Below are 21,779 nucleotides of genomic sequence, written 5' to 3' on the forward strand. Positions count from 1 at the left end.
CCACGCTCCCGGCGTCAGCTGCCCAGCGCGGCGCTGACGACGGCGCGGGCCTCGTCCTGCACCTGGGCCAGGTGGTCGGCGCCCCGGAAGGACTCCGCGTAGATCTTGTAGACGTCCTCGGTGCCCGACGGGCGGGCGGCGAACCAGGCGTTCTCCGTGGTCACCTTCAGCCCGCCGACCTTCGCCCCGTTGCCCGGGGCCTCGGTGAGCTTGGCGGTGATCGGCTCCCCGGCGAGCTCTGTCGCGGTGACGTCGGCCGGCGACAGCTTCCCCAGCTTCGCCTTCTCCTCGCGGGACGCGGCGGCGTCGACCCGGGCGTAGGCGGACTCGCCGAACCGGGCGGTCAGCTCCCGGTGGTGCTCGGAGGGCGACTTCCCGGTCACCGCCTGGATCTCGCTGGCCAGCAGGGCCAGCAGGATGCCGTCCTTGTCCGTCGTCCAGACCCCGCCGTCCCGGCGCAGGAACGAGGCACCGGCGGACTCCTCGCCGCCGAAGCCGACCGACCCGTCGAGCAGGCCGGGCACGAACCACTTGAAGCCGACCGGCACCTCGCGCAGCTCCCGGCCGAGGTCGGCGACCACCCGGTCGATGAGTGACGACGACACCAGCGTCTTGCCCACCGCGGTGTCCGCACCCCAGCCGGGCCGGTGGCTGAAGAGGTACTGGATCGCCACGGCCAGGAAGTGGTTGGGGTTCATCAGGCCGCCGTCGGGGGTGACGATGCCGTGCCGGTCGGCGTCGGCGTCGTTGCCGGTGGCGATCTGGAACTCGTCCTTGCGGGAGATCAGCGAGGCCATCGCCGAGGGCGAGGAGCAGTCCATCCGGATCTTGGCGTCCCAGTCCAGCGTCATGAACCGCCAGGTCGGGTCCACCAGCGGGTTGACCACGGTGAGGTCCAGGCCGTGCCGTTCGGCGATCTCGCCCCAGTAGGCGACGCTGGCGCCACCGAGCGGGTCGGCGCCGATCCGGACACCGGCCGCGCGGACGGCCTCCAGGTCCAGCACCTCGGGCAGGTCGTCGACGTAGGTGCCCAGGAAGTCGTAGGAGCCGGCACCGGCGCGGGCCGCCGCGAACGGCACCCGCTGCACGCCCTCGAGGCCGGCACGCAGCAGCTCGTTGGCCCGGTCGGCGATCCAGCCGGTGGCGTCGGAGTCGGCCGGGCCGCCGTGCGGCGGGTTGTACTTGAAGCCGCCGTCGCGGGGCGGGTTGTGCGAGGGCGTGACGACGATGCCGTCGGCCAGGCCGCTGGTCTTCCCCCGGTTGGCCCGCAGGATGGCGTGGCTGACCCCGGGGGTGGGGGTGTACCCGTCGGCGCTGTCGACCAGCACCGTGACGTCGTTGGCGGCCAGCACCTCCAGGGCGCTCACCCACGCCGGCTCGCTCAACCCGTGGGTGTCCCGGCCCAGGAAGAGCGGCCCGTCGAAGCCCTGGCCGCGGCGGTACTCGACGATCGCCTGGGTGGTGGCCAGGATGTGCGCCTCGTTGAAGGCACCGTCCAGGCTGGACCCGCGGTGCCCGCTGGTGCCGAAGGCGACCTGCTGGGCGGGGTCCTCGGGGTCGGGCTGCGTCGAGTAGTACGCGGTGACCAGGTGGGCGACGTCGACCAGGTCGGACGGCTGGGCCGGCGTGCCGGCGCGGTCGGAGCTCATGGGTCGATCCTGGCCTGCCCCGGGCCGCAGCGGCGACCCGGCGTCCCCCGTCCGGGGTCAGAACCCGGTGGACACCCCCACCAGGGCGCCGAGCACCAGGAAGCCCACGCCGATCCAGCCCAGCACGATGCCGGCCACCGCCAGTCCGCCGCCGGCGTCGCCGCGCTGGCGGATCTGGTTGCGGGCCACGTAGCCGAACACCAGCGCCAGCACGCTGCCGATCCAGTACAGCCAGAGGATGCCCAGCACCAGCGAGGCGATCGCCATGCCGTTGGTGGGGCGGGCGATCTGGTAGCCGTAGGGCACCTGCGCGTACGGCGGCTGCCCGTAGGCGCCCTGCGGGTACTGCGCGGTGGGGTACTGGCCCTGCGCGTACTGCCCCTGCGGGTACTGGCCGTACTGCTGCTGCCCGTACTGGGCCTGGCCGTACTGCGGCTGCCCGTACTGGGTCTGGTCGTACTGCGGCTGCCCGTGCTGCGGCTGGTCGTGCGGCCCGGGGGTCGGCTGCGGGCCGGTCCCGTCACGGTCGTGGTCGGCCACGTCAGGTCTCCTCGGTCGCGGGGGCTGGCGTCCGGGGAGCTTACGGGCCGGCCGAGCCCGGACGGGGCCGCAACCCCGCGTCGGGCGCCACCGGCTCGTGCGGCGCCGCCGTGTCGTACCCCCGCCGTAGCCTGGCGGGGTGCTCGAGGCGTGGGGGGTGGAGGCGACCGACGCCGCCCTCACCGCGCACGTCGGCCCCGAGGTCTTCCGGCGGGCCCTCGCGGTCGCCGACTCCGGCGGCGTGCAGTCCGTCGAGCCCTCCCCGGACGGCCGGCGGATCAGCGCCACCGTGCGCGGCTCGGCCCCCCAGCCCTACCGGACGACGATGCTGCTGGCCGGCCGCGACCGCGAGGGCTGGACCAGCGTCTGCACCTGCCCGGTCGCGGTGGAGTGCAAGCACGCGGTCGCCGCCCTGCTGGTGCTGCGCTCGCGCACAGCGACCGACCCGGGCCCCGTCGTCCCCGAGTGGGAGCGCGCCCTCGCCGAGCTGGTCGGCGCCCCCGCCGGCCGCGGGTCGGCCCCGGTGCCGGTCGGCCTGCAGTTCGACGTCGCCGCCGAGCTCGCCGGCCGGGCCTCGGTGGGCGCACCGGGTGCGCGGCCGCGACTGGTGAAGCTGCGCCCCGTCGTCCCCGGGCGGAACGGGCGGTGGGTGCGTACCGGCATCACCTGGAAGCAGCTGCAGTACGACAACGCGCAGGCCGGCTGGGACCCCACCCACGTGGCCGCGCTGCGCGCGCTGTTCGCCACCCACCAGGCCTCGCGCAACCAGTACTACTCCTACGCCCCGACCGACGTGTACCTGCACGAGTTCGGCCCGGGCCTGTGGCGGATGCTCGACCAGGCCGTCGGCGACGGCGTCGCGCTGGTCAGTGCCGGCAGCCGGCCGCGGCCGGTCCTCCTGCTCCAGGACGCCGCCGAGATCGCCGTCGACGCCCGCCGCGGACCCGACGGCGCCCGGCTGCACGCGGTGCTGCGGGCCGGCGGCCGGGTCCGGGAGGCCGCCCAGCTGTCCTTCCTGGGGCACCCGGCGCACGGCGTCACCGTCTACGAGCCCGACCCGGGGACGGCGCTGCTCATCGCCCGCCTGGACCGACCGGCCGCCCCGGCGCTGGCCGGCCTGGCCGCCCGGGGCGGCAGCGTCGCCATCCCCGCCGGCGACGTCGACCGCTTCCTCCGGGACTGGTACCCCGACCTGCGGGCCCGGGTGCCGGTGGTGTCCGCCGACGACTCGCTGCCACTGCCCGAGGTCGTCACCCCCCGGCTGTGCCTGACCGTCCGGTACCCCGGCGACCTGTCGGTGGACCTGTCCTGGGAGGTGCAGTACGGGCCGGACCGGTCCTTCCCGCCCGCCCTGGACGACACCGAGGAGCCCGGCACCGGCCGGGACCTGCCCGCCGAGCGGGAGCTGGAGCGCCAGCTGCCCGGCGTCGCCGGGGGTCTGCCGGAGCTGTGGACGCTGGACCGCCGGCTGGCCGTGCACGCCGAGCTGCGCGGCATGGAGGCGATGGAGTTCAGCACCGAGGTGCTGCCCGCGCTGGAGGCCGACCCCGGGCTGGACGTCGTCCTGCAGGGCGCGCCGCCGGACTACCGGCAGTCCACCTCGGCACCGCAGATCGCCTTCACCGCCAGGGACAACACCTCCTCGGACTGGTTCGACCTGGGCGTCGCGGTCACGGTCGAGGGCCAGGTGGTGCCCTTCGCGCAGCTCTTCCAGGCCCTGGTCAGCGGCCGGACCCGGCTGATGCTGGTCACCGGCACCTGGTTCTCCCTGGAGCGCCCGGAGTTCGACCGGCTCCGCGAGCTCATCGAGGAGGCCCGCGGCCTGGAGGACGTGCCCGCCGACGGCGTCGTCGCGGTCAACCGGTTCCAGGCCGGCTGGTGGGAGGAGCTGCTCACCCTGGGCGTGCTGGAGGAGCAGAGCACCCGCTGGACCCGCGACGTGCAGGGCCTGCTCGACGGCGGCACCGCCGACCCGCCCAAGGCCCCCGCCGGGCTGGCCGCGGACCTGCGGCCCTACCAGTACGACGGCTACGCCTGGCTGTCCTTCCTGTGGGACCGGCGGCTGGGCGGGGTGCTCGCCGACGACATGGGGCTGGGCAAGACCCTGCAGACCCTGGCGCTGCTGGCCCGCGCGCACGAGGCCGGCGAGCTGGACGAGACGCCGGTGCTCGTCGTCGCCCCGACCAGCGTGCTGTCCACCTGGGCCCGGGAGGCCGCCCGGTTCACCCCCGACCTGCGGGTGGCCGTCGTCCGGGAGACCGAGCGCCGCCGCGGGACGACGCTGGCGCAGCACGTGGCCGGTGCGCACGTCGTCGTCACCTCCTACGCGGTGTTCCGGCTGGAGGACGAGCAGCTGCAGGCACTGCCCTGGCGCGGGCTGGTGCTCGACGAGGCGCAGACGGTGAAGAACCACCAGGGCCGCACCTACCAGTGCGCCCGCAAGCTCGACGCCCCGTTCACCCTGGCGCTGACCGGCACGCCGCTGGAGAACAGCGTGATGGACCTGTGGTCGCTGCTGTCGATCACCGCGCCCGGCCTCTTCCCGGACCCCTCCGCCTTCACCCACCACTTCCGCACGCCCATCGAGCGCGACGGCGACCGGGAGCGGCTGGCCACGCTGCGCCGCCGGATCCGGCCGCTGGTGCTGCGCCGCACCAAGGAGGCGGTGGCCCCGGAGCTGCCGCCCAAGCAGGAGCAGGTGCTGGAGGTGACCCTCAACCCCGAGCACGAGAAGCTCTACCAGACCCACCTGCAGCGGGAGCGGTCCAAGGTGCTCGGCCTGGTCGAGGACATGGCCAAGAACCGGTTCACCATCTTCCAGTCCCTCACCCTGCTGCGGCAGCTGAGCCTGGACCCGGCGCTGGTGGACCCCGAGTACGCCGACGTCGCCTCCAGCAAGGCCGACGCCTTCGTCGAGCACCTCACCGAGGTCGTCGAGGAGGGCCACCGGGTGCTGGTGTTCAGCCAGTTCACCCGCTTCCTCAAGCGGATCCGGGACCGGCTGACCGCCGAGGGCATCGACTGGGCCTACCTGGACGGCTCCACCCGCGACCGGGACGCCGTCCTGGAGGGCTTCCGCACCGGGACGGCGCCGGTGTTCCTGATCAGCCTGAAGGCCGGCGGCTCGGGCCTGACCATCACCGAGGCCGACTACGTCTACGTGCTGGACCCGTGGTGGAACCCGGCGACCGAGGCCCAGGCCGTGGACCGGACGCACCGGATCGGCCAGGACAAGACCGTGATGGTCTACCGGCTCGTCGCCGCCGGGACCATCGAGGAGAAGGTCATGGAGCTCAAGGCGCGCAAGTCCGAGCTGTTCAGCAACGTGGTGGGGGAGGGCGCACTGTCCTCGGGGGCGCTCACCGCCGACGACGTGCGCGGGCTCTTCGCCTGACCCCCTCGCTCAGTCCTCCACCTGCACCAGGAACCGCCGCACCGCCTCGGTGAACACCTCGGGCTGCTCGGAGTGCACCCAGTGCCCGGCGTGCTTGACCCGCAGCAGCCGCACCCGGGGGAACAGCTCGGTCATCCGCGGCCGGTCGGACTCCAGCACGTAGGTGGAGGAGGCGCCGGCGATCCACAGCACCGGGCCGTCGTAGACCGCACCGGGCGGCGGCTCGGGGAACTGTCGCAGCACGCCCAGGTCCCGGCCCAGCAGCTCCAGGTTCAGCCGCCAGCGCCACCCCTTCGTGCCGTCGCGCACCAGGGACTGCAGCAGGAACGCCCGCACCATGTCGCTGGGCACCGCCGGGCGCAGGGCGGCGTCGGCGTCCTCCCGGCTGGTGAGGGCGTCCAGGTCGATGGCCCGCATCGCGGCGATGAAGGCCGCGAACGGCGACGCCTCCTCGTCCGGGTCCCCGGTGCGGCCGCCGGACTCCGGGTAGACCGAGGGGGAGATGTCGACGACGACCAGCGCGCGCAGCAGCTCCGGGTGCCGCAGCGCCAGCTGCATCGCCACCTTGCCGCCCATCGAGTGCCCGACCAGGGTGACCGGCTCGTCCCAGGAGGCCAGCAGCCGGGCCAGCTGCTCGGCCATGTCCACGTAGTCGACCCGGTCGGTCCACGGCGAGTGGCCGTGGTCGGGCAGGTCCACCAGCGTCACCCGGTGGCCCTCGTCGGCCAGCCGCCGGGCGATCGTCGTCCAGTTGCGTCCCTGACCGAACAGCCCGTGCACGAAGGCGACCCGGGGGCCGGCGTCGCCCAGCGTGCGGGTGGCCAGCTCGAGGTCGGCGCTCACGCCGCGACCCCGGCCAGAGCGGCCAGCAGCTCGGCGGCCGGGGTGCTGGTCGGCCGGTCGCTGACCTGCCCGTCGCCCAGCTCCACCACCCGCCAGACGCCGTCGGCGCGCCGCACCAGGTCGACGGTGACGAACGGCAGGCCCAGCGCGGTCACGCCGGCGGCGGGGACGGCGAGGTCGGGGTCCTGCGGCACCTCGCCCGGGGTGTCGGGGTGCGCGGTGACCAGCGCGCACCGGCCCCCCACCCACCAGGTGCGGGCCTCGGGGCCGGTGAACTCCTCGAACCGGCGGACGACGACCGACCCCACCAGGTCCTCACCCCGCAGCTCCACGAACCGGTCAACGACCCGGCGGGCGGCCACCGCGTCGGTGACGTCGGGGACCAGGCAGGCCTCGTGCCAGGAGTGCTTGAGGGACTTGGTGTGGTCGCGCAGCACGGCGGCACCGCTGCCGAGCCAGGCCGCGTCCCCGCCGGTGTCCCAGCGCGACTCCGGGGTGACCCCGGCCAGCGCCGGGTACCAGCCGGGCAGCTCGTGGGCGGTCCGGTACTGCTCCGGCGACGTGCGCAGCCGGGTGCCACGGGCCGCCAGCGCCTCGGCCAGCCCGGCGTACTGCCCGCTGCGCAGCATCCAGCCCCGGTAGACGGCGTCCTCGTCGGCCGGGACGCCGCGCACGGCCCGCGCGAGGTCGGGCTCGGACCGGGTCAGCTCGTCGTGGTCGACCAGCGCGACGGTCAGGCCCAGCTCCGCGGCGGCGGCCGCCTCGGGCGCCCAGTGCTCGTCCACCCGACGGGGCGCGAGCGGGTCACGGGGCAGGAGCAGCAGCACGGGACCAGTGTGACGTGCCCGGTAGTCCCCCGACCGTGTCGTGCACCCGGACGGGTGGTCACCCAGGGTCATGGTGTCCCGGTGATGAGCGGAGAGGCGGTGGTCTGGGCGGGCAGCGGCACCGCCTGGGCGTCGGTCGGGTGGGGCGAGCCGGTCGCCGAGGTGCTGACGAGCCTGGGCTGGCACGTCTCCGTCGTCCCGTGGGGCGACCCCGCCGCCGAGCACCAGGGCCGGCCCGGCGTGCTGCACGTGTTCACCGGCGGGCTGGAGCCCGTCTCCTCCGGCACCGCCGCGATGGCCGACCGGCTCGACGCCGTCCGCGCCGGGCTGGCCGCCGCCGACGCCGACCGGGCCTCCGTCGTGGGCATCTGCCTGGGCGCCCAGATGATCGCCGCGGTCAGCGGCGACGTACTGCCCGAGGCCGTCCCCGGCGGCGGCGAGGTGGGGACGACGACGCTGCGCGGGCGCGGCGTGCCCGACGTCCACGTGGCCACCGCGCACGTCCAGCAGGTCCCCGCGTCCTACCTGCGCACCCCCGGCGTCCGGCTGACCTGGACCGACGAGGTCAGCACCGTGCAGGGCTTCACGGTGGGCCCCCGGGTGGCCGGCGTCCAGTTCCACCCCGAGCTGTGCGTCGTGGAGGCCGGCTGGGCCGGCGCCGCGTTCACCGACCTGCTCACCGTGCCCGCCGCCGTCGGCGCCCGCGGACCACTGGACCCGGCCCGCTCGCTGGGATCGGTGCTGGCCCTGGCCGGGGCGCAGCGGGTGGTCCGGACGCTGGCCGCCTGACGCCGTCCGACCCCCGGCCCGGCGCCGGTCGGGCCGCCTGACACGGTTGTCGGACCCCTGACCCAGCGTCGCTCGGGTCCCGCCCCACCCAGCCGAGGAGCCCCGTGCCCGGTCGCCGTCGTCGTGCCAGCCCGACCCGCCGGTCGACGTCGTCCGCGACCCCGCGGGCCGCCGCACCCCGCACGGCCGCGCCCCGCAAGGCCGCACCCCGGAAGGCGGCACCCCGGAAGGCGGCCGCACCCGTCACCAGGCCCGCCGCCGGCCCGGGGGAGCGGGTGTGGGTGCTGGCGGTGCCCTTCCGCGCACCCGCGCCCGGCGCGGTCTGGGACGCCGACCTGCAGGCCCACGTCTGGGTCGGCGCGCAGCCCCCGCCCGAGCTCGCCGGCTACGTCCCCGGGCCGTACACGTTCGAGCGCTTCCTGGAGGACGAGCTCAACGCCGAGCCCCGCCCGCTGCCGGCCGGTGAGCCGATGACCCCCCGGGCCGAGCAGGTCAGCGGGGCGGCCGCGATCGCTGCGCACGCCGCGGCGGGTGGCCGGATGTTCCTGCTCGGCGACGACCCCGGCGTCGGCAAGACCGGCACCGCGGTGCTGGCCGTGCAGCAGATCGCCGCCCAGCGCGGCTCCCGGCGGGTGCTCGTCGTCGCCGACCGGCCGGCAGCCATCACCGTGCCGCACTGGACCCGGTCGATCGCCGCCTTCGGGGACGGCGGCCTGCGCTGGTGCGTGACCACCTGGGACCGGCTGGCCAAGGTGCGCTCGCTGTCCTTCGACGTCGTCGTCGCCGACGAGGCGCACATGGTGCGTCACACCACGACCCAGCGGTGGAAGCACTGGAAGGCGGTGTCCGGGTCGGGTCGGGTGAAGGACGCGCCCTTCGTGCTGCTCACCACCGCCACCCCGGCGCACTCCCCGCTGGAGCTGCCCTACCTGGCCCCGCACTTCGCCGCGCTGCACGACGAGCCGCTGCGCGCCTGGTCGGACCTGCCGACCCGGCTCACCGAGCACGGGTTCCACGTGGAACGGGGCCGGTACGGCGCCACCTGGACCGAGGACCCCGACGAGCGCCGCGCCGACCTGGCCCGGCTGCGCGGCTGGCTGACCGACACCGACCCGCCCTCCACGCTGCACCGCGCGGCCCCCTGGGGCGACGTGCAGGTGACCGGGACGGCGGTCGAGCTGACCCCGGCCGAGCGGGCGCAGTACGACGCCGGCTGGCAGGAGTTCCGGGCCGAGATGCAGCTGGCCCGACGGGCGAAGCAGACCGCCCGCGGCCGGGCGGCCCTGCTCCGGTTCCGGCAGAAGGCCGGGCTGATCCGGGTGCCGGCGACCGTCGACTGGGTCAAGGCGCAGGTGGAGGCCGACCGGCAGGTCGCGGTGTCGGTGGAGTTCGTGGAGACCGCCGCCGACCCGATCCGGCAGGCCCTGCTGGACGCCGGCATCGGCGTATCGGGCATCTACGGCCGGGACCGCTTCGACGTCGAGGCCGAGCGGCTGCGCTTCCAGACCGGGGAGTCCCGGGTGTGCGTGTTCACCGTGACCGCCTCGATCAGCCTGCACGCCGGGGAGCAGCTGCCCGGTCGGCGCACCGCCTCGACCACCCCGCGGGTCGGGCTGTTCCACCAGCCCCGGTTCTCCGGCATCGCCGCCCGCCAGGTCACCGGCCGCACCCACCGGGACCACCAGGTCTCCCCGTGGCGGATCGCCTTCGCCGCCGACACCGTCGAGGAGCAGGTTGCCCGGGTGATGGTCGAGCGCCTCGCCGTCACCGGCTCGACCGCCGGCGGCGACACCGCCGGCCTGCAGCAGATCGCCGAGCTGCTGGACGCCGACTGGCTCCCCGCCGCCTCCCTCACCGGCGCCGACTGACCGGCCCTCACCCCGCAGCCGCCGCCACAGCCGACATCGCAGAACGGCGACGCCGACACCGGCGGTGGTGGGCGCGTCGGCGTCGCCGTCCTGACGTCTCGGCCCCGCGCGACCCTCGGGCGGGGGCTCAGGCGGGAGTCGGGCAGGGGCTCAGGTGGGGGCGACGACCCGCATCGGGAGGTGCGGGATGCCGTCCTCCAGGTAGTCCTCGCCGGAGCGCACGAAGCCGAAGCGGCCGTACCAGGCCTCGAGGTACGCCTGGGCGCCGATGTCGACGGTCCGCCCGGCGCACAGCTCCAGACCCCGCGCGATGAGCTGGGCGGACAGGCCCCGGCCGCGGGCGCCCTGCGCCGTCGCGACCCGGCCGATGGCCCGGTCCTCGCCGTTCTCCAGCACCCGGATGCAGGAGACGGGCACGCCGTCCTCGGCGACCCACACGTGCACGGTGCCGGGCTCGGTGTCCCGGCCGTCGAGCTCGGGGTAGGGGCAGGTCTGCTCCACCACGAAGACGTCGACCCGCAGCTCGAGCAGGCCGTACAGCTCCAGCGGGGTCAGGTCGGCGAAGCGCTTCTCCACGATCACCGGACCATCCTCACGCAACCGGCCGACCGGGTGGACCGGTCGGCCGGGCGCGGGTCAGCTCGGGTGGCCGTCGACGGTGCCGTCGACCGGGACCGGGGTGCCGTTGCCGGTGCCCCTGCCGGTGAAGGACTCCGCAGCGTCCCCGGACAGCCGCTTGAGCAGCGAGGCGACGTCGATGCCGGTCAGGTCGCCGGACAGCTGCAGGCCCTGGGCGACGTTGGAGGCCACCGAGCGGGACAGCGAGCCGGGACCGTCGGCGCTGATCACGGTCATCTTGTCCACGCTGGAGAGCGGCGCGGCGGCGGCGGCCACGACCTCGGGCAGCACCTTGACCAGCAGGTCCAGGATCGCGGCCTCGCCGTAGGTGCTGAACGCCTGCGAGCGGGCGTCCATCGACTCGGCCTCGGCCTTGCCCTTGGCCAGGATCGCGGCGGCCTCGGCCGAGCCCTCCCGCTCGACGGCCTCGGCGATGGCCTGGCGGCGCAGCTTCTCGGCCTCACCGCGCTTGGCGCCCTCGATGGCCTCGGCCTCGGCCAGGGCGGAACGGCGGGCTCGCTCACCCTCACCGGAGAGCTTGGCCTGCTCGGCCGCGGCCTGGGCGGCGGCGATGGTGGCCTGCCGGTCGGCCTCGGCGGTGAGGATGCGCGAGTTCTTGCGGCCCTCGGCCTCCTGCTCGACCCGGTACCGCTCGGCGTCGGCGGGACGGCGGACCTGGGTGTCCAGCTGGGCCTGGGTCAGCGTCGCGGTGCGCGCGGCGACCTTCTCCTGCTCGGCGAGCACCTGCTGGTCCTGGGCGGCCTGGGCCAGCGGGCCGGCGGCGGCGGCGCGGGCCTTGGCGGCGTCGGTCTCCGCGGCGATCTCGGACTGCTTGAGGGCCAGCTGGCGCTGGGAGACCGCGATGGCCTCGTCGGCGAGCAGCTGCTCCTGCTGCGCGGCCTGGCGGGCGCGGGCCTCGGCGATCGAGGCCTCCTTGAGCACCCGGGCGGCCTCAGGGCGGCCCAGGTCGGCCAGGTAGGTGCCTTCGGCCTGGATGTCCTGCAGCTGGAAGGTGTCCAGCACCAGGCCCTGGCCGGTGAGGGAGGACTCGGCCTCCTCGGCGACGGCGGAGGCGAAGGCCGCGCGGTCGCGGATGATCTCCTCGATGGTCAGCCGGCCCACGATCGAGCGCAGCGCACCGGCGAGCACCTCGGAGGTGAAGGTGTCGATGCCGCCCTGCTGGTTCAGGAAGCGCTGGGCGGCGGCCCGGATCGAGGACTCGTTGCCCCCGACCTTGACGATCGCCACGCCCTCCAGGTCGCACTTGACGCCCTGCTTGCTCACCGCGCCGCGGATGCCGACCGGGATGCGCCGGCTGGACAGGTCGATGGAGTGCAGCTTCTGGACCACCGGCAGCACGAAGACGCTGGCGCCCATGACGACCTTCTGGCCCGACATGTCCCGGCTGACGGCGCCGTCGGCGGCGGTGACGGAGCGGCCCTGCCGTCCGGTGACCAGGAAGGCTTGGTTGGGACCGGCCACCTTGATCCGGGACAGCACCAGCAGGACGAGCAGGACCACCAGCACGGCGATGCCGCCGATGGCGTAGAGCAGGGTCATGAAGGTCCTCCACGGAGCTCGGGAGCAGGGGGGTGCGGGTTCTCGGGTGCGGTCGAGACGACCTCCACCGAGGTCGGCGACGGGGTGTCGACGACGTACACGGGCGTGCCGGCGGGCAGCGTGACGTCGCTGCGCGCCGCGTACTTGAGGTGCTGCCCGGCCACGGTCAGCCGGACCTCGCCGTAGCCACCGGCGGGCACGGTGGAGACCACCACGCCCTGGCTGCCCAGAAGGTGGCCGGCGGTGAGCGTGGGTTCGGTGGGCATGTCGCGCAGGCCCGCGGACAGCTTGACCGCGCCGGCGGCGAGGGGGAGCGCGACGACCAGACCGGCCACCAGGCACAACAGCACGGTGACGACGCCGGGCAGCCGGGGGAGCAGCGCGGACGCCGCGGCGCCGCCGAAGCCGACGCCGCCCAGGCCGGCGGCCAGCGCGGGGACGGAGAACGGGCCGTCGACGTCGCCGCCGAACTCACCGATCTCCCCGACCACCAGGGACAGCACGAGGACGACGATCCCCAGCCCGCCCACGGCCAGGAACGTCACTGCGATCGGGTCCAACCGTGCCCCTTCCCCGTGTGTGGTCCCCCCACCCTCACAGCCCGGTCCCGGTCGATCAAGCACGGGACCGTCTCGGTGGACGGACCTCACCCCTGTGGACGACGTCGGGCACGCCCTGCCAGGATCGGTGTCGACACGGGGTGTCCCGACCGCGGGACTGAGAGCACACCCGTCGAACCTGCTCCAGCTGACACTGGCGAAGGGATGTCGACCCTGATGGACGCTGCCGACCTGCGGGCTGCCCGCACCGCGCTGACCGACTCCGCACCACTCGTGCACTGCCTGACCAACACCGTCGTCCAGACGATCACCGCGAACGCGCTGCTGGCGGTGGGCGCCGCGCCGGCGATGGTGGACGCCCCCGAGGAGGCGGCCGGGTTCGCCGCCATCGCCTCGGCGGTGCTGGTCAACGTGGGCACCGTCAACGCCCGGACGGCGGAGGCGATGCGGCTGGCCGCCCGGTCCGCCGGGGACGCCGGCACCCCGTGGGTGCTGGACCCGGTGGCGGTGGGCGGGCTGCCGTTCCGCACCGGACTGGCCGCCGAGCTGGTGCAGCTGCGCCCGGCCGTGGTCCGGGGCAACGCCTCGGAGGTGCTCGCCCTGGCCGGTGCGGGCGCCGGTGGGCGCGGCGTGGACAGCACCCACAGCACCGACGACGCACTGGAGGCCGCGGCCGACCTGGCCCGGCGGACCGGCGGCGTGGTCGCGGTCAGCGGGGAGGTCGACGTCGTCACCGACGGCACCACGACGGTCCGGGTCGGCGGCGGGCACGTGCTGCTGACCCGCACCACCGGCGCCGGCTGCGCCCTCGGCGCGCTCACCGCGGCCTACGTCGCGGCGACCGGCTCCCCGCTGCTGGGCGCGGTGGCCGCGCACGCGCACGTCGCGGTGGCCGCCGAGCGGGCCGCGGCCACCGCCGCCGGGCCCGGCAGCTTCGCGATCGCCTGGCTGGACGCCCTGGACGCCGTCGGCCCCGACGACCTCGCCGCCGCTGACCTCGCCGCCGCCGACCTCCGATGAGGTTCGACCCCACCCTCTACCTGGTCACGGACACCGCGTTGTGCGCCCCCCGGTCGGTGCCCGAGGTGGTCGCCGCCGCGGCCGCCGGTGGGGTGACCGCCGTCCAGGTGCGGGACAAGACGGCCTCGCGCCGGGAGCTGCTGGAGCTGACCCGGGCCGTGCGGGCGGCGCTGACCGACCGGCCCGACGTCGCGGTGGTGGTCGACGACGCGGTCGACGTCGCCCTGCTGGCCGGCGCGGACGGCGTGCACCTGGGCCAGGACGACCTGCCGGTCACCGAGGTGCGGGCGCTGGCCCCACACCTGCACCTGGGCCTGTCGATCGGCTCGGCCGCGGACCTCGACGCCGCCCTCGCGCTGCCCGCCGGCACGGTGGACCTGGTCGGGCTGTCCCCGCTGTGGTCCACCCCGACCAAACCCGACGCCGGCCCCGAGCTGGGCCTGGACGTCGTGCGGGAGCTGGCCGCCCGGGCACGGACCGCCGGGATCGCCGCGGTGGCGATCGGCGGCATCCACGCCGACCGGGTCGCCGAGGTGTCCGCGACCGGGGTCGACGGGCTGTGCGTGGTGTCCGACGTCTGCGCCGCGGCCGACCCCCGGGCCGCCGCCACGCAGCTGCGCCGGGCGCTGACCGGGGCGCCGGCGTGAGCGCCCGGGTGGCGTTGACCATCGCGGGCTCGGACCCCAGTGGTGGTGCCGGCATCCAGGCCGACCTGGCCACCTTCGCCGGGCGCACCACCTACGGCACCGCGGTGCTGACCGCGCTCACCGCACAGAACACCCACGGCGTCACCGGCGTGCACCCGGTCCCGGCGGCGTTCGTCAGCCAGCAGCTGGAGACCCTGCTCGACGACGTCACCGTGCACGCCGCCAAGACCGGGATGCTCGGCTCGGCGGCCGTGGTGCACGCCGTCGTCGACGTGCTCACCCGGCGGTCGGTCGGCCCGCTGGTCGTCGACCCGGTGATGGTCGCGACCAGCGGGGACCAGCTGATCGACGACGACGCCGTGGACGCCGTCCGGACGGCACTGCTGCCCATCGCCGACCTGGTGACGCCGAACGTGCCGGAGGCGGCCCGGTTGTTGCACGTGGAACCGGCCCGCACCGTGGCCGACCTCCGCGAGCAGGCCGTCGCCCTGCTCGCGCTCGGCCCCGGTGCGGTGCTGGTCAAGGGCGGGCACCTGGCCCACGAGCTGGGGGAGAGCGTCGACGTCCTCGCCGTGCGGGAGCCGGACGGGTCGACGTCGGTGCACCTGAGCCGCCGTCCCCTGGTGGACACCGCGAACACCCACGGCACCGGCTGCACGCTGTCCGCGGCCCTGGCGGCCGAGGCCACGACGGCCGGGTCCGCCGGCACCAGCCCGGACTGGCCGTCCGCGGTCGAGGCAGCCCGGGACGTGCTGCAGGCCGCCCTGCTGCACGCCGACCGGCTGGGCGTCGGCTCGGGCAACGGCCCGGTGTCGCACGGCGCGTACTCCCAGGGAGAGCTGTGAGCTTCTCCGACGACGCCTGGACCCGCACCGCCGTCGTCCGGGCGGAGATCGAGGCACTGGAGTTCCTCGCCGAGCTCGCCGACGGCACGCTGGACGCCGGTGCGTTCCGGCAGTACCTGGAGCAGGACGCGCTCTACCTGGCCGGCTACGCCCGGGCGCTGGCCCTGCTGGCCGCCCGGGCACCGGACGCCGCGGCCACCTCGTTCTGGGCCCGGTCCGCGCACGGCGCCGGGGTGGTGGAGGGCGCGCTGCACACCGACCTGCTGGAGGTCCTCGGCGGTGCCGAGCGCACCACCGAGCCCAGCCCGTCGTGCCTGGCCTACGTGTCCTACCTGGTCGCCACCTGCGCGACGGAGCCCTACGCGGTGGGCTGCGCGGCGGTGCTGCCCTGCTTCTGGGTCTACGCCGACACCGGCGTCCGGCTGGCCGCCACCGCCCGGGCCACGCCCGACCACCCCTACGCCCGGTGGGTCGCCGCCTACGACGACCCGGCGTTCCAGGAGTCGACCCGGCAGGCCCGCACCCTCACCGACACCGCCGCCCGGGACGCCACGCCCGCGCAGGTCGAGGCCATGCACCGGGCCTTCGCCGTCGCCACCCGGTACGAGCTGGGGTTCTGGCGGTCGGCGCACCAGCGGGAGGGCTGGGGCTGAGTCACCGCCAGTCGGGCGGGTCCGCGGGGGTCAGGTCCGGGTCGTCCCCCGCGAAGGTGCGCACCCGGCCCGGCCCCGTGTTCGGGCCCTCGAAGCGGACGGTCACCCGGTTCAGCCCGGCACCCCACACCCAGCCGGTGCCGTGCTCGGTGTGCGCGACGTCCTGGCCGGGGTGCCAGACCCGCAGCGCCGGGCCGGGGGTGGGGTCGGCCGGCACCGTCTCGTCGTCCTGCGGCTCGTCGGTGACGGCGACCGGTTCCTGCGCCGGGGCGAACAGGTCGCCCTGCACGTAGGTGGCCAGCCCGCTGACGCCGACGCCGAGCAGCCGCAGGCCGCCGGTGCGGTCCACCCCGGCCAACAGCCGCTGGGCGACCTCGGCGATGGAGCGCGGGTCGTCGACGGGCTGGGCCAGGGTCTGCGAGCGGGTCAGCGTGGAGAAGTCGTAACGGCGGACCTTGAGGGTGACGGTGCGGCCCGCCGTCCCGTTGCGGGCCAGCCGGGTGCCGACCCGGCCGGCCAGGTGCTCCACCTCGGCGGCCAGCCGGACCGGGTCGGTGAGGTCCTGGGCGTAGGTCTGCTCGGCGCTGACGCTCTTGGCCTCCCGGTCGGCGACGACGGGCCGGTCGTCGTCGGCGCGGGCCAGCCGGTAGAGCCCGGCGCCGTGGGCCTGCCCGACCAGGGTGGTGAGGTCGACCAGGGTCAGCCGGTGCAGGTCGGCGACGGTGGACACCTTGATCTGGGCCAGGCGCTCCGCCGTCGCCGGGCCGACACCGCCCAGCGCGCGCACCGACAGCGGGTGCAGCACGGCCAGCTCCTCGCCCGGGGCGACGACCGTCAACCCGTCGGGCTTGCGCAGCTCGGAGCCGATCTTGGCCAGCGACTTGGAGCTGGCGACCCCCACAGACCCGGTCACCCCGCCGGTGGCCTCGGCGATCCGGGCCTTGAGGTCCTCGGCCAGCGCGGTGACGCCCGCGACCGAGGTGTCGTGGTCACCCGCGGCCAGGTCGACGTAGGCCTCGTCGATGCTCACCGGCTCCACCAGCGGCGACAGCTCCCGCAGCAGGTCCATCACCAGCGCCGACGTCTTCGCGTACGCCGGGAACCGCGGGCCCAGGAACGCCGTCCCGGGCGGGCAGCGGCGGCGCGCCTCGGCCGTCGGCATCGCACTGCGGGCACCGAACACCCGGGCCTCGTAGGACGCCGTGGACACCACGCCCCGCCCACCGGTGCCGCCCACGATCACCGGCCGCCCGCGCAGGCTGGGCTTGTCGCGCTGCTCGACGGCGGCGAAGAACGCGTCCAGGTCCAGGTGCAGGACACTCGCCTCACGCCGCACCCGGTCGATGATCCTCCTGTGCCGGGGATGATCGACCGGTGACCGAGACGAACGAGTGGGCCCGCATGTCGGCCGCGGACCCCGAGCACTCCTCCCGCTACGTCGCGCGCTTCCGTGGGCTGGCCGCCGACGGCGTCGACCTGGACGGCGAGGCCCGGCTCGTCGACGCGATGCTGGCCCGCGGCTCCCGGGTGCTCGACGCCGGCTGCGGCCCCGGCCGGGTGGGTGCCGCGCTGCACGCCGCCGGCCACGAGGTCGTCGGTGTCGACGCCGACCCGGTGCTGGTCGCCGCCGCGCAGGCCGACCACCCCGGCCCCACCTGGCAGGTCGGCGACCTGGCCGAGCTGTCGGTGCCCGGCCGGTTCGACGTCGTCGTCTGCGCGGGCAACGTGATGGCGTTCCTGGCGCCCTCCACCCGGCGGCGCGTGCTGGCCGGGTTCCGCGCGCACGTGGTGCCCGGCGGGCGCGCCGTCACCGGCTTCGGCGCCGAACGCGGCTACCCCTTCCCCGAGTTCCTCGACGACGCCCGCGCCGTCGGCTGGTCGGTGGACCTGCTGCTGTCCACCTGGGACCTGCAGCCCTTCACCGACGACGCCGACTTCCTGGTCGCCGTCCTCAGCTGACGCCCCGGCATGGGATCCCCCGCATACAGCGTGCGCCCTCTGCCGTATGCGAGGGATCCCATGCCCAGTCAGACGAGGCCCAGTCAGACGAGGCGCAGGGTGCGGGGGGAGCGGCCGACGGCCACCTGCTGCCCCCAGGACAGCGTCAGGTGGTCGTCCTCCAGGCCGTCGCCGAACGCGACCAGCCCGTCGGACTCCACCGTCATGCGCAGCACGTCGTCGCCGGTGAGCAGGCCCTCGGTGCAGGTGGTGCCGGTGACCGGAGAGGGCCAGGCCTCCCGGACGAACCAGGCCAGCGCCGCGTCGGTGGGGCCGGGCAGGGCCAGCGGGCTGCGCCGCTCCTGCGCCGCCGACCGGCACCACCCGGTCGCCCCGGTGCCGGTGGCCACCAGCACCCCGGACGACGCCTGGCGCTCGGCGTCGGCACCGGGGGCGTGCAGCCGGTAGCGGGCGGTCTGGTGGGTGGGCTGGCCCAGGTAGACCTCGTTGAGCGCGAGCAGGGTCTGCCCGTCGTCCGCGGTGGCCTGGACCATGGTGAGCTCCCGGACCCGGTCCCGGGTGGCGAGCAGCCGGCCGACGTCGGCGGCCCGGTGCCGGACCAGCACGCCGGCGTTGCGGCCGGGTTCGGGGTCCACCCCGACGACGGGCTGCCCGTCGAGGTACTTGGCCACGTTGGCGACCAGGCCGTCCTGCCCGACCACCAGGACGACGTCGTCCGGGGCGAAGAGGAAGCGCGGCAGGTCGGCCCGCTCGACGCTGCCCCGCCGCCAGTCCAGCGGCACCTGGGCCAGCGCGGTGGCGACGGCGGCCTGCTGGGCGGTGTCGTGCGCGGCGACCTCCTCGACGTCCCGCCCGCGGCTGCGCAGGAAGAACGCAGCCTGCCCGCGGGTGCCGTGCCGGGCCACCAGCTCGCTGAGCTCGGTGGCCCGGTGCACGAGCACCACCCGGGGCGCCAGGCTCACGGCCGGCCGCCGTCCCCCGAGCCGCCGGCCCCCAGCTTGGCCAGCAGGCCGGTGAGCAGCTCCGGGGTGACGGTCAGGTTCTGCACCTGCGGCAGGTTCGCGGCCATCTGGCGCAGGGCCAGGGCGTAGACCGTCTCCACGGGCATGTCGACCCAGGCGGCCAGCTCGGCGGTGTTGGCCGCGCCCTGCGCCTCGCCCAGCACCCGCTTGCGCTCGGCGTCCACGTCGGCGGCGGCCCGGTCCCGGCGGGCCTTCGACTCCGCGGCCACCTCGGCCGCGGCCGCGGCGTTCTCCGCCTCCCGCCGGGCGTTGACCCCGCGCTGGGCGACCAGTTCCTCCTCGCGGCGGGCCAGCTCGACCTGGTTGGCCAGCTCGTTCTCCGCGATCGCCCGCTCCCGCTCCACCGCCACGGCCCGCCGTGAGTAGGTGGCGGCGTCGGCGTCGGCCTGCACCTGCTCCCGGGTCGGCGTCCGCAGGGCCCGCTCGACGTCGGGTTCGGGCCGGATGGCGACCACCCGGACGTCGATGACGGCGATGCCGGTCTCGACCAGCCGACCGTCAGCGGCCAGCCCGGCCGCCACGGTGTCCCGCACGGTGCGGACGCCGCCGGTCAGCGCCACGGTCATCGGGGTGGCCGCGAGCAGGTCGATCGCGTGCTGCTGGGCCGACTCGGTGAGCAGGCCGGCCACCTGCTCCAGCGGGGTGCCCCGCCAGCGGCCGGTGTCCGGGTCGATGGAGAAGTCCACCCGCCCGGCGGCCAGCACCGGGTCGGCGAACCGGAAGGTCAGGGTCATCTGGACGGTGGTGTCCTGGAAGTCCGCGGTCCGGGCGTGGAAGAGCAGCGGGAGCTCCCGGTCGTCGACGGGGATCTCGCTGAGCACGGCCGACAGCGGCCGGAACCAGAAGCTGGCGCCGGTGCCGGCGTGCCGCAGCCGGCCGGCGGTGACGTGCTGGACGTGGGCGGTCGCGGAGCCCCGCAGGTGCCGCACGAGGGGGTACCGGGCGATGTCGGCCATCTCTGCCTCCTGTTGTTGTCGTCAGCCAGACGATAAGCAGGTGCAGGGCTTGTCGTCAAGGTGACGCTAGGGTGGGGTCATGGGCCACCCGGCAGTCGCGGTCACCGTCGACCTCGTCGTCCTCACCGTGCGGGAGGACGCGCTCTGCGTGCTGCTGGTCCGCCGCGGCGTCGAACCGCACCGGGGCCGAGAGGCCCTCCCCGGCGGCTTCCTGCGCCCGGACGAGGACCTGGCCGCCGCGGCCGCCCGCGAGCTCGCCGAGGAGACCGGCCTCACCGTCGGGCACCTGGAGCAGCTGGCCTCCTACGGCGCCCCCGACCGGGACCCCCGCCAGCGCGTGGTCACCGTGGCGCACCTGGCGCTGGTGCCCGACCAGCCGCTGCCCACCGCCGGCACCGACGCCGCCGACGCCCGCTGGGTCCCCGTCGCCGACGCCTGCGGGCTCGCCTTCGACCACGACCGGGTGCTCGCCGACGGCGTCGAGCGGGCCCGGGCCAAGCTCGAGTACACCGCCCTGGCGACGGCGTTCTGCCCGCCGGCGTTCACCGTCGCCCAGCTGCGCCGGGTCTACGAGGTCGTCTGGGGCCGGGCCCTGGACCCGCGGAACTTCCACCGCAAGGTCACCGGCACCCCCGGCCTGCTGGAGCCCACCGGCGAGACCACCACGAGGGACGGCGGCCGCCCCGCGCAGCTGTTCCGCCGCGGCCCGGCCGACACCCTGCACCCGCCCTTCCTCCGCACCGACGCCTGACCCGGCCGAGCCCGGGCCTGCGTCGCGGCGGGTTCAGCGGCGGAGCCCCGCGGGTGCCCGGCAGCGCCAGGCGTCGGTGACCAGCTCGGTGAGCAGGGCAGGGTCGACGTCGTCCAAGCGGACCAGCACGGCGGGGTGGCCGTCGAAGTGCGGGACGGTGAAGCAGACGTCGGGCTCGGCGGCCAGCAGCTCCGCCTTCTCGCCCTCACCCGCGACCCGGACGGCGAGCACCTCGCCCGCGGGGACGTCGTCCCCCAGGTCGGCGCGGTCTTCGACGCCCAGCGGCCGGGCCCACACGAAGGTCTTGCCGGCGACCTCCCAGGCGCGGTTGCCGTAGCTGGTGCCCTCGGTGACCTCCGGCAGCGCGGAGGCGGTGCGTTCGACGTCTGCCCAGGTGGCCATGCCGGTCACCCTGGCCCGGTCAGCCGGCCCCGGCAAGGGCCGACCGCACCCGGTCGGCCACCTGGGCCATCGTGTCCCGCGCACGGACGGGGTCCTCGGTGAGGAAGTAGTGGTCCACCCCGGGTGTCTCGTGGTGCCAGACGTCGACGCCGGCCTCCCGCAGCCGCTGCACGTAGCGCACCCCGTCCCGGCGCAGGGTGTCCCGCTCGGCGGTGAGCACCAGCGCCGGCGGCAGACCAGCCAGGTCCGGGGCCAGCAGTGGGGACGCGTAGGGCTCCGACCGGGTGGCGACGTCGGGGAAGTAGACCCGGCGGACCAGGCCGCGCAGCGCCGGGGAGATCATCCCGGTCCCGGCGGGGAGCTCCGATGCCATGTCCAGGGCAGGGATGCCCAGCACCTGCAGCACGGGGGCTGACGAGCCGCGGTCCCGGGCCATCAGCGCCACCGCGGCCGCCATCCCGCCGCCGGAGGAGAACCCGCCGACCGACACCCGCCGGTGCCGGCCCGCGACCCAGGCGGCGACGTCGTGGCACTGCTCCTGGGCGACCGGGTACGCGACGTGGGGGCCGGTGCGGAAGTCGACGTTGTAGACGGTCGCCCCGGTGCTGGCGGTCAGGTAACGGCACCACCAGTCGTCCATCTGCGGGTACCGCATCAGCCACGCACCGCCGTGGGCGTGCACGTGGGCGCCGTCCCCGGTGCCCCGGTAGACGTGCACCGGCACCCGGCCGTACGCGGTGCCCACCCGGACCACCTCGGGGTCGGGCAGCTCGGAACCGGCGAACCGCAGCTCCTCGCCGTACCGGACCGTCCACCGCGCGGTGGCGTGCATCGTCATCGCCTGGAGCCGATCGGTGAGCCGCATGCCCGGTGTTC

Annotated in this window: 21 protein-coding genes and 1 riboswitch; of the genes, 9 read left to right on the top strand and 12 right to left on the bottom strand. The window is 75.6% G+C overall.

Going from position 1 to position 21,779, the window contains the following annotated elements; all coding sequences use genetic code 11:
* Positions 1-14: 14 nt before the first annotated feature.
* Together pgm and ASG41_RS14390 are read right to left on the bottom strand one after the other, a co-directional pair.
* A complete protein-coding gene (gene pgm / locus ASG41_RS14385; protein WP_056296018.1) occupies positions 15-1,649 on the bottom strand; it encodes a phosphoglucomutase (alpha-D-glucose-1,6-bisphosphate-dependent) in 1,635 nt (544 codons plus the stop codon).
* A 57-nt stretch (positions 1,650-1,706) separates the two neighbouring features.
* The gene (locus ASG41_RS14390) at positions 1,707-2,189 is read right to left on the bottom strand and encodes a DUF4190 domain-containing protein (RefSeq protein ID WP_056296021.1); all 483 of its coding nucleotides are present in this window, start codon (positions 2,187-2,189) and stop codon (positions 1,707-1,709) included.
* Between the two features lie 139 nt (positions 2,190-2,328).
* Here ASG41_RS14390 and ASG41_RS14395 point away from each other — a divergent pair, with 139 nt between their 5' ends.
* Positions 2,329-5,583, top strand: coding sequence for a DEAD/DEAH box helicase (locus ASG41_RS14395; protein ID WP_056296024.1), 3,255 nt, complete (start codon positions 2,329-2,331; stop codon positions 5,581-5,583).
* 9 nt (positions 5,584-5,592) lie between these two features.
* Here the strand turns inward: ASG41_RS14395 and ASG41_RS14400 are convergent, their stop codons facing one another.
* Positions 5,593-6,426, bottom strand: a complete 834-nt coding sequence (locus tag ASG41_RS14400; RefSeq protein WP_056296027.1) for an alpha/beta fold hydrolase — start codon at positions 6,424-6,426, stop codon at positions 5,593-5,595.
* Positions 6,423-7,253: an ATP-grasp domain-containing protein gene (locus ASG41_RS14405; protein ID WP_056296029.1), complete on the bottom strand. Its 831-nt coding sequence runs from the start codon at positions 7,251-7,253 to the stop codon at positions 6,423-6,425. The genes ASG41_RS14400 and ASG41_RS14405 overlap by 4 nt, the downstream gene beginning before the upstream one ends.
* An 84-nt stretch (positions 7,254-7,337) precedes the next feature.
* Here ASG41_RS14405 and ASG41_RS14410 point away from each other — a divergent pair, with 84 nt between their 5' ends.
* Positions 7,338-8,042, top strand: a complete 705-nt coding sequence (locus tag ASG41_RS14410) for a hypothetical protein (protein ID WP_082556939.1) — start codon at positions 7,338-7,340, stop codon at positions 8,040-8,042.
* A 104-nt stretch (positions 8,043-8,146) separates the two neighbouring features.
* Positions 8,147-9,910 carry a helicase gene (locus ASG41_RS14415; RefSeq protein ID WP_056296035.1) on the top strand — a complete coding sequence of 588 codons (1,764 nt, stop codon included), beginning with the start codon at positions 8,147-8,149 and terminating at the stop codon, positions 9,908-9,910.
* A gap of 150 nt (positions 9,911-10,060) precedes the next feature.
* Here the strand turns inward: ASG41_RS14415 and ASG41_RS14420 are convergent, their stop codons facing one another.
* Genes ASG41_RS14420 through ASG41_RS14430 form a run of 3 tightly spaced genes read right to left on the bottom strand, consistent with a single transcriptional unit; the run spans position 10,061 to position 12,648 of the window.
* Complete coding sequence (locus ASG41_RS14420; RefSeq protein ID WP_082556940.1) at positions 10,061-10,492, bottom strand: GNAT family N-acetyltransferase; 432 nt, start codon at positions 10,490-10,492, stop codon at positions 10,061-10,063.
* A gap of 54 nt (positions 10,493-10,546) precedes the next feature.
* On the bottom strand, positions 10,547-12,088 hold the full coding sequence (locus ASG41_RS14425) for a flotillin family protein (protein ID WP_056296040.1): 1,542 nt from the start codon (positions 12,086-12,088) through the stop codon (positions 10,547-10,549).
* Complete coding sequence (locus ASG41_RS14430) at positions 12,085-12,648, bottom strand: hypothetical protein (protein WP_157519425.1); 564 nt, start codon at positions 12,646-12,648, stop codon at positions 12,085-12,087. The genes ASG41_RS14425 and ASG41_RS14430 overlap by 4 nt, the downstream gene beginning before the upstream one ends.
* Before the next feature lie 126 nt (positions 12,649-12,774).
* Positions 12,775-12,870, top strand: a riboswitch (TPP riboswitch).
* On the opposite strand from ASG41_RS14430, the gene thiM reads away from it, so the two are divergent.
* The 4 genes from thiM to ASG41_RS14450 all read left to right on the top strand — a co-directional run bounded on the left by thiM (position 12,853) and on the right by ASG41_RS14450 (position 15,813).
* Positions 12,853-13,668 (top strand): hydroxyethylthiazole kinase, encoded by an 816-nt coding sequence (gene thiM, locus ASG41_RS14435; RefSeq protein WP_235564806.1) that lies wholly within the window; start codon positions 12,853-12,855, stop codon positions 13,666-13,668. (Overlaps the previous riboswitch by 18 nt.)
* Positions 13,665-14,315: a thiamine phosphate synthase gene (thiE, locus tag ASG41_RS14440; RefSeq protein WP_056296050.1), complete on the top strand. Its 651-nt coding sequence runs from the start codon at positions 13,665-13,667 to the stop codon at positions 14,313-14,315. Before thiM ends, thiE begins: the two co-directional genes overlap by 4 nt.
* Positions 14,312-15,160: a bifunctional hydroxymethylpyrimidine kinase/phosphomethylpyrimidine kinase gene (gene thiD, locus ASG41_RS14445; protein WP_056296052.1), complete on the top strand. Its 849-nt coding sequence runs from the start codon at positions 14,312-14,314 to the stop codon at positions 15,158-15,160. The genes thiE and thiD overlap by 4 nt, the downstream gene beginning before the upstream one ends.
* Entirely contained in the window at positions 15,157-15,813 is a 657-nt protein-coding gene (locus ASG41_RS14450; RefSeq protein ID WP_056296055.1) for a TenA family protein, read from the top strand. Before thiD ends, ASG41_RS14450 begins: the two co-directional genes overlap by 4 nt.
* 1 nt (position 15,814) lies before the next feature.
* On the opposite strand, the gene ASG41_RS14455 is transcribed toward ASG41_RS14450, so the two are convergent.
* Positions 15,815-17,149, bottom strand: coding sequence for a DNA polymerase IV (locus ASG41_RS14455; protein ID WP_056296058.1), 1,335 nt, complete (start codon positions 17,147-17,149; stop codon positions 15,815-15,817).
* 38 nt (positions 17,150-17,187) lie between these two features.
* Here ASG41_RS14455 and ASG41_RS14460 point away from each other — a divergent pair, with 38 nt between their 5' ends.
* The gene (locus tag ASG41_RS14460) at positions 17,188-17,772 is read left to right on the top strand and encodes a bifunctional 2-polyprenyl-6-hydroxyphenol methylase/3-demethylubiquinol 3-O-methyltransferase UbiG (protein ID WP_200938925.1); all 585 of its coding nucleotides are present in this window, start codon (positions 17,188-17,190) and stop codon (positions 17,770-17,772) included.
* 83 nt (positions 17,773-17,855) lie between these two features.
* Here the strand turns inward: ASG41_RS14460 and ASG41_RS14465 are convergent, their stop codons facing one another.
* Both ASG41_RS14465 and ASG41_RS14470 read right to left on the bottom strand, forming a co-directional pair.
* Positions 17,856-18,734: a hypothetical protein gene (locus ASG41_RS14465; protein WP_056296061.1), complete on the bottom strand. Its 879-nt coding sequence runs from the start codon at positions 18,732-18,734 to the stop codon at positions 17,856-17,858.
* Positions 18,731-19,750 carry an SPFH domain-containing protein gene (locus ASG41_RS14470; RefSeq protein ID WP_056296065.1) on the bottom strand — a complete coding sequence of 340 codons (1,020 nt, stop codon included), beginning with the start codon at positions 19,748-19,750 and terminating at the stop codon, positions 18,731-18,733. Before ASG41_RS14470 ends, ASG41_RS14465 begins: the two co-directional genes overlap by 4 nt.
* Positions 19,751-19,829: 79 nt before the next feature.
* On the opposite strand from ASG41_RS14470, the gene ASG41_RS14475 reads away from it, so the two are divergent.
* Positions 19,830-20,501 (top strand): NUDIX domain-containing protein, encoded by a 672-nt coding sequence (locus ASG41_RS14475; protein WP_056296069.1) that lies wholly within the window; start codon positions 19,830-19,832, stop codon positions 20,499-20,501.
* 33 nt (positions 20,502-20,534) lie between these two features.
* On the opposite strand, the gene ASG41_RS14480 is transcribed toward ASG41_RS14475, so the two are convergent.
* Both ASG41_RS14480 and ASG41_RS14485 read right to left on the bottom strand, forming a co-directional pair.
* Positions 20,535-20,903, bottom strand: coding sequence for an MmcQ/YjbR family DNA-binding protein (locus ASG41_RS14480; RefSeq protein WP_056296690.1), 369 nt, complete (start codon positions 20,901-20,903; stop codon positions 20,535-20,537).
* A gap of 19 nt (positions 20,904-20,922) precedes the next feature.
* A complete protein-coding gene (locus ASG41_RS14485; protein ID WP_200938927.1) occupies positions 20,923-21,768 on the bottom strand; it encodes an alpha/beta fold hydrolase in 846 nt (281 codons plus the stop codon).
* Positions 21,769-21,779 lie beyond the last annotated feature (11 nt).

Source organism: Modestobacter sp. Leaf380, from assembly GCF_001424485.1.
Lineage (GTDB): Bacteria > Actinomycetota > Actinomycetes > Mycobacteriales > Geodermatophilaceae > Klenkia.